Source organism: Streptomyces lonarensis, assembly GCF_012033735.1.
GTDB lineage: Bacteria > Actinomycetota > Actinomycetes > Streptomycetales > Streptomycetaceae > Streptomyces > Streptomyces lonarensis.
The window spans coordinates 1-3,306 of record NZ_JAAVJD010000375.1; the positions used below are offsets into that span (position 1 = coordinate 1).

The following is a 3,306-nucleotide window of genomic DNA, read 5'->3' on the forward strand; positions in this document are numbered from 1 at the left end:
GCCCGGGGCGGCCGCGGGGGCGACCGCCCGCGACTGACCCGTCGCCGCGCCGCCGACGTCACCCGTCGGCGGCCGACCGCTCACCGCCCGGTACCGCGTGACGGTGCCGGGCGGTCGTCGTGACGGCGCCGCCCGCCGGCTGCCGCCGGTACACCTCCCGGGCGTTCCCGCCCAGCACGCGTTCCGCGATCCGCCGCGCGGCGCCCGGCGTGCAGGCGCCGTCCGCCACCCACTCCCCCAGCAGCGCCCGCAGCCCCCGCTCGAAGGCGCGGGCCCGCACCACGTGCAGCTCGGGCAGGAGCGCGGCGCGCGTGGAGAAGAGCACCCGCCCGAACGGGGCGGCCGCCAGCGCCACCGCCGGGTCCGTGCCCGCGTCGGTGTGGACGTGGGAGTGGCGCGCCGCCAGCTCGGCGGCGGTGCGGAGGTGCCGCCGGTCGCCGTCGGGCACCAGCACGACCGTCCCCTCCCCCGCCGTCGTCCGCAGCAGCCCCGCCAGGGGCGCCGGGTCGCCGCAGCGCAGCTGGACGGGACGGCCGGTGCGCAGCGCCCCCCGCAGCAGGTGGTGGGCGAGGGCCGACGTCGCCGGGCCGCCCCGCCCGGCGAGGGCGGCGGAGGCGGCCCGGACCACCTCCGCCCGGTCCGGCGGGCCGGTGGCGTCCGGATGCCACAGCAGCGGAGCGGCGTCGCAGACGAACCCGGCCGCGGAGCGGGCCGCCGTCTCCAGCGCGGTCTCCAGATTGCGGAGTTGCGCCGGAACGCTGCCCGAGGTGGCGCCGACCTGCGCGGCGAGCTCGTCCAGCGGCACCAGTTCCCGCGCCCGACCCGGCAGCGCGGCGGCCAGCTCGGCGACGGTCACGGGCTCGCCGCCGTCGACGGCCGCCGCCTCCCCTGCCGCGGCGGCCGTGGTGTCCACCAGCAGCTCGGCGATGCCGCTGCCCCGCAGCAGCATGCGTCGCGCGGCGTAGGAGCCGAGCTCCCGACGCCGCGCCAGGTAGCGGGCGGGCGCACAGTGCGGATCGAGACCGAGCAGCGGCGGGCACCAGCGCAGCACGGCGAGCCCTGCCGCGCTGTCGAACCAGCCGGCACCGCCGCCGCTGCCGCCGCGGCCCGCGCCGGCGGCCGCGCCCGTCGTGCCGTCGGCGAGGAGCCGCTCGAACCGGCCGAGGCCGAGTTCGCCGTGGAGCACCGGTCGGCTGTGGTGGTCCAGCAGGGGCGGCGGCAGGAAGTCCATGACCTGGTTAACGCGCGCGCCGGACTCCGGTGTTGCCGGCGTGCCGGGGGGCACGGGCACCGCGAGGGCGTAGTCGGCCCGCGCCTGCGGCGGCAGGGGACGACGCGGCCGTTGCCGTGCCACGCGTCTCTCCCTTCCGCGCCGACCGGATGACGGCACGAGGAGGGCGATACCCCCCGCCGCGGGCGGTGGAAACGCCCGGAACGGGGTGGTGGCGGGGCGGAAGGGGGCGCGCGGGGGCGCACCCCAGGGGCTCAGCCGGCGTCGCGTGCCGGGTCGGCCGTCGCGCCCGGGTGTCCGGGGCCCTCGGCCGGGCCGCCGAGCTGGCTGCCCGCCATGCGCGACCACTCGTAGGGGCCGGTGACGACCCCGGCCGCCATCTCCCCGTCGAACTCCTCCCGGAGCTCGACCCCGGCCTCGCGCGCCGCGGCCTCCGCCAGCGCCCGGTCCGAGGCGACGAGGTCGCCCCAGGCACCGTCGGCACCGACGAGGACCAGCCGGTGGCCGCGGGCTCCCAGGTAGGCGATCTGCCCCTCGGCCGAACCGCCGTGCGCCTCGGCGAAGCGGCGCGCGGAGCGGGCGAGCCGGGTCCGCTCCCGTGCGGCGCGGCGGTCCTCGGCAGCGGGCTCGGCCGCCGCCGCGGTCTGGGGGGAACCGGTCTCCGGAAGGTCAGCGCTGTCAGCCATGCCCCTCATGCTACCGACCGGTAGCCCGCTCCGACAGGACGCGGGGAGCGGCAGGGGCAGCGGGAACCGCAGCGGTGCCGCTGCCGGCGGAGAAACGCCGCGACCGGCCGGGAGGCACCCGGCCGGTCGCGAGGAAGAGAGGAAGAGCGGAGACGCCGCGCAGGGGGCGTCAGCTCACGAAGGGGTCGATCGCCACGGCGAGGAAGACCAGCGAGACGTAGGTGATCGACCAGTGGAACAGCCGCATCTCCTTCAGCGCCGCCCCGGTGACCCCGGCGCGGGCACGGGACTGGAGGGCGTGCGCCTCCCACAGCCACCAGATGCCTGCCGCGGCGGCGACCGTCGTGTAGAACCAGCCCACGTAGCCCAGCGGCCACAGCGTCAGCGAGACGGCGACCATCACCCAGCTGTAGACCACGATCTGCCGGGCGACGACGGTGTTGGCGGCGATCACCGGCAGCATCGGGACGCCGACGCGGGCGTAGTCGTCCTTGACCTTCATGGACAGCGGCCAGTAGTGCGGCGGCGTCCAGAAGAAGATCACCAGGAAGAGGACGACCGCGCCCCAGGAGAGCGAGTTGGTCACCGAGGACCAGCCGATGAGCACCGGCATGCACCCGGCGATGCCGCCCCAGACGATGTTCTGCGAGGTCCGCCGCTTGAGCAGCATGGTGTAGACGACCACGTAGAACAGCAGGGCGCCCAGCGCCAGCGCGGCGGACAGCCAGTTCACCAGCAGGCCGAACCACAGGGTGGAGACGACCGCGAGCGAGATGCCGAAGACCAGCGCCTCCGCCGGCGAGACCATCCCCGTGACCAGGGGACGGTTGCTGGTGCGGTGCATCAGCGCGTCGATGTCCCGGTCCAGGTACATGTTCAGCGAGTTCGCGCCGCCGGCGGAGAGATATCCGCCGAAGCAGGTGGCGAACACCAGCCAGAGGTTCGGAACCCCTTGCGCCGCGAGGAACATCACGGGGATGGTGGTCATCAGCAGCAGCTCGATGATCCGCGGCTTGGTCAGGGCGATGAACCCCATGACCCTGGCACCCAGCGGCCGGTGACCGGCACCCGCGCTGTTCGTGTCCACGGGACGGGAATCGACGGCCGTCACGAATACCCCTGGTTCTGCGAACGTCAGCGACGGGCGCTGCGGACGGAGCGTGAGTCGTGCCGGCCCGACGGTGGTCCGGCGGTGGACGGTTCTCACACGTACCCCGCCACTCTAGACGCCCGACTCGTCCGCCCCGTCCCCGGGGTCCGACGCGTCCGGCGGGCGCGCGAGGGGCGCCCGGCGCGGCGCCGCACGCCCTCCGTCGGGGCGGCACGACTCACGCTCCGTCCGCAGCGCCCGTCGCTGACGTTCGCAGAACCAGGGGTATTCGTGACGGC

The 3,306-nt window shown here is 76.1% G+C and carries 3 protein-coding genes; all 3 read right to left on the reverse strand.

The features are described from left to right. Positions 1–58 precede the first annotated feature (58 nt). Positions 59–1,354, reverse strand: a complete 1,296-nt coding sequence (locus tag HCN56_RS24640; protein ID WP_209313155.1) for an amidohydrolase — start codon at positions 1,352–1,354, stop codon at positions 59–61. 131 nt (positions 1,355–1,485) lie between these two features. Continuing rightward, positions 1,486–1,917 (reverse strand): hypothetical protein, encoded by a 432-nt coding sequence (locus HCN56_RS24645; RefSeq protein WP_167974731.1) that lies wholly within the window; start codon positions 1,915–1,917, stop codon positions 1,486–1,488. Between the two features lie 169 nt (positions 1,918–2,086). Further along, positions 2,087–3,028 (reverse strand): heme o synthase, encoded by a 942-nt coding sequence (locus HCN56_RS24650; protein WP_167974733.1) that lies wholly within the window; start codon positions 3,026–3,028, stop codon positions 2,087–2,089. Positions 3,029–3,306: the final 278 nt, after the last annotated feature.